Below are 5,995 nucleotides of genomic sequence, written 5' to 3'. Positions count from 1 at the left end.
TCGTGTCACTCACCCTCGCAGGTGGGAGTCGGTGTCCGTGTCGCTCTGACCTGGACAAAGTTACGCGAAGATCAACACAACACCAAATCGCCAGGTCAGAGCACTGCGGTCGGTTAACTTCACGGAACCCAGTACCTCTCGGCCAGTTCTTCGACGATCGGATCGCCTTCCTCGGCCTGCTCCAACGCTTCGAGATCGTCATTGATCGACACCAACCGCGGATCGTCACCCTCAGCTTCCTGAATCGGGTGCCGACCGTCCTCGGCGAGTTGCCTCAGCAACTTTTCCTTGACGCGGGCTTTCAACGAATCAGCCATACCGCCAGCATGTGCCGCGCGGGCCCAGTTGTCGAGGCCTACTCGTCGTCCTTCTTGCCGAAGACACGTCGTGCCGTCGGAATCAGGATGATCAGCGCGCCGAGCAGAACGATGAGCGAAAAAACCTGCAGTGCCATGTCGACCTCTTACCGTCACGCCGGCGCGAGCCAGCTCCCCCACGGGGTGTTTCGAACAACCGTAAATGCAACGAGAACTCCGAGCACCACGATCGTCACAGTCGGCCGAAGCACGATCATGCGATCCCGCGTGCCTTTCCAACGGCGCACTGTCCAACCGATCCACGCGATCACCAACACCGCGATAAGCGGCACGATCAAGGCATTGCTGGACACTGCGGCGCCAGTATCCAGATTAGTCAGGTCATTGACCGCACGAAGGCCACCACACGCCGGGCACCACAATCCCGTCAACGCGTACATCGGACAAACGCCGTAACTACCCGCACTGTGGGGATCACGGAAGTGGAGTACCGCGGCGGCCGTCACGGCCACTGCAGCAACACCGACAGGTGCGGCCAGCGAGCGTCGTCGACTTGTGACCGCTTCCAACTCCATGGCACCCACTGTAAGAGACCTCGGCAGCGACTAGCGCGCGCGAACGACTACCGACCGGACCACCATGTCGTGCCAGCACTGGTGCTTCGAGTCCCAGAGCGGCCAGAGATAGTTGAGGAAGCAGGCGCCACCCAGGATCGCCATCATGATCCAACGAAGCAGCGCCATCACCGGGCCGAGAGGCACACCGTCGGACTCCCGAATCACCGAAATTCCCAGCCACTTCTTGCCGAGCGTCTGTCCGGTGTTCCCTTGCCTGAAGACGAGATTCCACACCTCGATCAAGAAGATCGCCAGTATGCCGACGACCATGACGATCACCCCGACCGGATTACCGCCTTCAGCGCTCACGCTGCCGTCGTCGTATGTGGTCACTTCGGATCCGGAGAACGCGATCACTGCTCCGATGCCCGCGAGGATGACGCCGGGGAGCGGAACGACAAAGCCGTCGAGGATTGACGCAAACACCCGCGAGATCCAGCTTGCGTACGGATAGGCGGGCGTCGGCGGCTGATAACCCTGCGGCGGCATCGGCGGCATCTGCCCGTACGGCGGCTGATTCTGCGATGGTTGGCCTGGTCCCCAGTTCTGATCCGGCATCGAGGTCTCTCCTGTTCAGGCACGTGTTCGCCGAACTCAGGATAAACCGCACATACGCAAGAATTGGGAACTAACGACAAGAGCCCCACATCCGGATTTCCGGGTGTGGGGCTCTTGGCTGAGCTGCCTGAGAGAATCGAACTCTCGACCTTTTCATTACGAGTGAAATGCTCTACCGACTGAGCTAAGGCAGCGTGCCTTTCGGCGGTGGCGAGTCTATCTGGTCAACCCCCGGATCGCGAAAACGGGGGTCGGAAAGCGGCTCCGATGGAGGCAACCATCGCATCGAGCGCCCACTGCAACTTGACGTTGAAGTCGACGGCCTCGCGGCATTCGAGCACCGCTTCGATGCACTTGAGCAACCCCTCCGGGGACGTTCGTGCAGCCAACTCGGCGGCCTGCCGAGCCATGTCGGGATGGGTCGCCGTCGACGTCGACCCCAGCGAATAGGAAAGCGCGTCCCGGTACATGCCGGCCAGGTCGATCAGCGTCCGGTCGAGAAGATCGCGGCGGGCCCGGGTGTCGCGCGATTTCTGGCGCGCTTCGAGGTCCTTGATCAGACCAGCCGATCCGCGCAGAGTCCCGGCTGTTCCCTTGCCGGTTCCACCACCACCCAAGGAAACCTTGAGCTCCTCGAGCTCCTGTTCCTTGAGTTCGGCGTAGAACGCCTTGGTGTCAGCCTCGATCGACTTCACCAAGTTCTCTGCGGCCTTGTACGCCGTCGAAGCCCCGATCGCGTCGGCGGCTAGTCGAAGCGAACGCTGACGCTCGTCGCGCGCGCTCTCGTCGGTGGCGAGACGCCGAGCCCGGCCGACATGTCCGCCGCTGATCGATGCGGCGATTCTCGCCCGTTCCGGATCCAGCCCGTCGCGGTCGATCAGTACCTGGGCGATCGATTCGACGGACGGCGTCACCAACGGCATGTGCCTACACCGCGATCGGAGGGTGACAGACATGTCTTCCGGATCGGTCGTCGGCGCGCAGAGCAGGATGACCGTGCGGTCCGGCGGCTCCTCGACAACCTTCAGGAGGGCGTTGGCTGCGCCTTCGGTCAAACGATCGGCATCCTCGACCACGATGACCTGCCACCGCCCCGTCGTCGGCCGACGCGAAGCGATGTTGACTATCTCGCGCATGCCTTTGACGCTGATGCTCAGGCCGTCGGGGATGATCCGTCGTACGTCACCGTGGGTTCCACCCATCGTCGTCGTACATGCATGACACTCACCGCACCCTGGTGCACCGTCGGAGGTGCATTGCAGGGCAGCGGCGAAGCAGAGAGCAGCCACCGAACGACCAGAGCCGGGTGGCCCGGTGAAGAGCCACGCGTGGGTCATCTCCGAGCCGCTGGAATCGCCACGAGCCGACAGTGCAGCATCACGCAGGCTCTGCTCGACGTCGTGCTGACCCACCAGCCGACCGAACACACCTCGTTCGGCCACTTCAGTACTCATGCAAAAACCCTAACCGTCGGCACCGACGAAGCCTTACGAGTCCTTCTTCGCCGGAGCCTTCTTGGCGGCGGCCTTCTTTGCCGGGGCCTTCTTTGCGGCTGTTTTCTTGGCAGCGGCCTTCTTGGCCGGAGCCTTCTTGGCTGCTGCCTTCTTCTTGACCGGGCCGCGCGCACGACGATCAGCCAGCAACTCCGACGCCCGAGCATCGGAAATGGATTCGACGTCGTCGTCCTTGCGAAGGCTGGCGTTGGTCTCGCCGTCGGTGACGTACGGACCGAAACGGCCGTCCTTGATCACCATCGGCTTCTCGCTGACCGGATCGACGCCCAACTCACGCAGCGGAGGCGTTGCCGACGCCTGACGCCCACGACGCTTCGGCTCGGCGTAGATCTTGAGGGCCTCGTCGAGCGTGACGGTGAACATCTGCTCTTCGTTGGCGAGCGAGCGTGAGTCCGTGCCCTTCTTCAGGTACGGACCGTAACGGCCGTTCTGCGCGGTGATCTCTTCCTTCGATTCGGGGTCGACACCCACGACGCGCGGAAGCGACAGCAGACGCAGCGCATCTTCCAAGGTGATCGTCGCCAAGTCCATGGACTTGAGCAGCGATCCGGTCCGCGGCTTGGGGCCTGCGACCTTCTTGGCAGCCTTCTTCGCAGGCGCCTTCTTGGCCGCGGCCTTCTTCACCGCAGTCTTGGTGCTGCCCGAGCTGATTTCTTCCGGCTCGGGAGCGGTGACGGGAACGATGTCCGGTTCCGGCTCGGCCGGCGGTTCGGGCAGGATCTCGGTCACGTAGGGACCGAAGCGGCCTTCCTTCGCGACGATCTCGTGGCCCGTCAGTGGGTCGACGCCCAGCTTGCGGCCCTCTTGAGGCGTCGAGAACAACTTCTCGGCGTACTCGGGAGTGAGCTCGTCCGGTGGCAGGTCATCGGGAAGATTTGCCCGCTGCGAGATCAGATCGCCTTCGGGATCGTCCGGATTCTGAACCATGCGCTCGAGATACGGCCCGAACCGGCCGACGCGCACGTGAACCTCGCGACCCTCGGCGTCGTCGAACAGTCGGATGGAGTTGACCTCGCGAGCGTCGATCTCCTCGAGATTGACACCGACCATCTTCTTCAGCCCGCCCTCGCGGGCGACCGAACCTTCAGCGCCTGTCTCGCCGCCGAAGTAGAAGCTGCTCAGCCAGTTGCCACGCTGCTCACGGCCACCGGCGATCGCGTCGAGATCGTCTTCCATTCCTGCCGTGAAATCGAAGTCGACCAGCCGGCCGAAGTGCACCTCGAGCAGCCCGATGACGGCAAACGCCACCCAGGACGGAACCAGCGCGCTGCCACGTTTGTAGACGTATCCGCGATCGAGGATGGTCTTGATGATCGACGAGTAGGTCGAAGGACGGCCGATGCCGAGTTCTTCGAGCGTCTTGATCAGGCTGGCTTCTGTGTAGCGAGCGGGCGGGTTGGTGCTGTGCCCGTCCGGATCGAGCTTGGTGGCCGTGACTTCCTGACCCTTGACCAGCACCGGAAGCCTGGATTCGGCGTCGTCGGACTGACCGCCGGCCTCTTCGTCGACGCTCTCGACGTAAGCCTTGAGGAAGCCGGCGAACACGATGGTGCGACCCGAAGCGGAGAACGTGCAGTCCTCGCCGGTGCCTGCCGTGCCGGAGATGCGAAGCGTCAACGTCGTACCGCGGGCGTCGGCCATCTGCGAAGCGACGGTCCGCTGCCAGATCAGTTCGTACAGCTTGAACTCGTCGGAATCGAGCTTGGAGTGCAGCTGACCCGGGGTCTGGAACACGTCGCCGGCGGGGCGGATCGCCTCGTGGGCTTCCTGCGCGTTCTTGACCTTGCGGGTGTACTGACGCGGCGTCGGATGCACGTATTCCGGACCGTACAACTCGGTGGCCTGCGCACGAGCGGCAGCGATCGCCGACTCCGAGAGAGTCGTCGAGTCGGTACGCATGTAGGTGATGTAGCCGTTTTCGTACAGACGCTGTGCGATGCGCATTGCACGCTCGGACGTGAAACGAAGTTTGCGTCCGGCTTCCTGCTGGAGCGTCGACGTCATGAACGGCGGGTAAGGCTTGCGGGTGTACGGCTTGTCCTCGGCGGAGGAAACCGTGAGGTCGACGCCCTGCAATGCTTCCGCGAGACGACGCGCGTACGCCTCGTCGAGCACAGTGACCGCGCTGCCCTTGAGCTTTCCGTCAGCTCCGAAATCACGGCCGGAGGCGACACGCGAACCGTCGACGGAGACCAGGCGAGCACCGAAACTACGCGGGCTGGCCTCTGCACCGGCGTCGAGCGTCGCGGAAATGTCCCAGTACGACGCCGACTTGAACGCCATGCGCTCGCGTTCACGCTGGACGATGACGCGAGTGGCCACCGATTGGACGCGGCCGGCCGAGAGCTTCGGCATGACCTTCTTCCAGAGAACCGGGCTGACCTCGTAACCGTAGAGACGGTCGAGGATGCGGCGGGTTTCCTGAGCATCGACGAGGTCGGTGTCGAGTTCGCGGGTGTCTTCGGCGGCAGCACGGATTGCCGGCTCGGTGATCTCGTGGAAGACCATTCGACGAACCGGAATCTTGGGCTTGAGAGTCTCGAGGAGATGCCAGGCGATTGCCTCGCCCTCGCGGTCGGGGTCAGTTGCGAGGAAGAGCTCGTCGGCGTCCTTCAACAGAGACTTGAGTTCGGCGACCTTGCCCTTCTTTTCCGGGCTCACGACATAGAGCGGCTCGAAGTCGTGATCGACGTTGACGCCGAGACGGGCCCATGACTCGCCCTTGTACTTGGCCGGAACGTCCGCTGCGCCGCGCGGGAGGTCGCGAATGTGACCGACCGATGCCTCTACGACGTAGTCCTTACCGAGGTAGGGAGCGATTTTGCGCGCCTTGGTCGGTGACTCGACGATCACGAGGCGACGAGGGTTACCGGACGCTCCCTGACCGCTGCCGTTGTCCGCTTTAGCCACCTGCTGCCCGAGCCTTCCTTTGGACGTTCACTGCCGTCGGCAGATCTTCAGAACTAGACGTGTGGAGCAAGTTATACCC

At 63.1% G+C, this 5,995-nt stretch carries 5 protein-coding genes and 1 tRNA gene; all 6 read right to left on the bottom strand.

Going from position 1 to position 5,995, the window contains the following annotated elements; all coding sequences use genetic code 11:
* Nucleotides 1–119: 119 nt before the first annotated feature.
* Nucleotides 120–317 carry a hypothetical protein gene (locus tag A2J01_RS04210; RefSeq protein WP_003946112.1) on the bottom strand — a complete coding sequence of 66 codons (198 nt, stop codon included), beginning with the start codon at nucleotides 315–317 and terminating at the stop codon, nucleotides 120–122.
* Nucleotides 318–469: 152 nt separating this feature from the next.
* Nucleotides 470–892, bottom strand: coding sequence for a DUF2752 domain-containing protein (locus A2J01_RS04205; RefSeq protein WP_064112061.1), 423 nt, complete (start codon nucleotides 890–892; stop codon nucleotides 470–472).
* A 30-nt stretch (nucleotides 893–922) separates the two neighbouring features.
* On the bottom strand, nucleotides 923–1,492 hold the full coding sequence (locus tag A2J01_RS04200; RefSeq protein WP_064112059.1) for an RDD family protein: 570 nt from the start codon (nucleotides 1,490–1,492) through the stop codon (nucleotides 923–925).
* 121 nt (nucleotides 1,493–1,613) lie between these two features.
* Nucleotides 1,614–1,686, bottom strand: a tRNA-Thr gene (locus A2J01_RS04195).
* Between the two features lie 30 nt (nucleotides 1,687–1,716).
* A complete protein-coding gene (locus tag A2J01_RS04190) occupies nucleotides 1,717–2,946 on the bottom strand; it encodes a DNA polymerase III subunit delta' (protein WP_019746652.1) in 1,230 nt (409 codons plus the stop codon).
* Between the two features lie 33 nt (nucleotides 2,947–2,979).
* A complete protein-coding gene (gene topA, locus A2J01_RS04185) occupies nucleotides 2,980–5,916 on the bottom strand; it encodes a type I DNA topoisomerase (RefSeq protein ID WP_003946104.1) in 2,937 nt (978 codons plus the stop codon).
* Nucleotides 5,917–5,995 lie beyond the last annotated feature (79 nt).

Origin of the sequence: Rhodococcus sp. EPR-134 (assembly GCF_001647205.1) — a bacterium.
In the GTDB taxonomy this organism is placed as follows: domain Bacteria; phylum Actinomycetota; class Actinomycetes; order Mycobacteriales; family Mycobacteriaceae; genus Rhodococcus_F; species Rhodococcus_F qingshengii.
The sequence above is the reverse complement of the archived record's forward strand: the minus strand, read 5'-3'. Positions and strand labels throughout refer to the sequence as shown.

Bases quoted from the DNA above. Each gene is read 5' to 3' on its own strand.
- A2J01_RS04210 (WP_003946112.1), bottom strand. From the start codon at position 317: ATGGCTGATTCGTTGAAAGCCCGCGTCAAGGAAAAGTTGCTGAGGCAA.
- A2J01_RS04205 (WP_064112061.1), bottom strand. From the start codon at position 892: ATGGAGTTGGAAGCGGTCACAAGTCGACGACGCTCGCTGGCCGCACCT.
- A2J01_RS04200 (WP_064112059.1), bottom strand. From the start codon at position 1,492: ATGCCGGATCAGAACTGGGGACCAGGCCAACCATCGCAGAATCAGCCG.
- A2J01_RS04190 (WP_019746652.1), bottom strand. From the start codon at position 2,946: ATGAGTACTGAAGTGGCCGAACGAGGTGTGTTCGGTCGGCTGGTGGGT.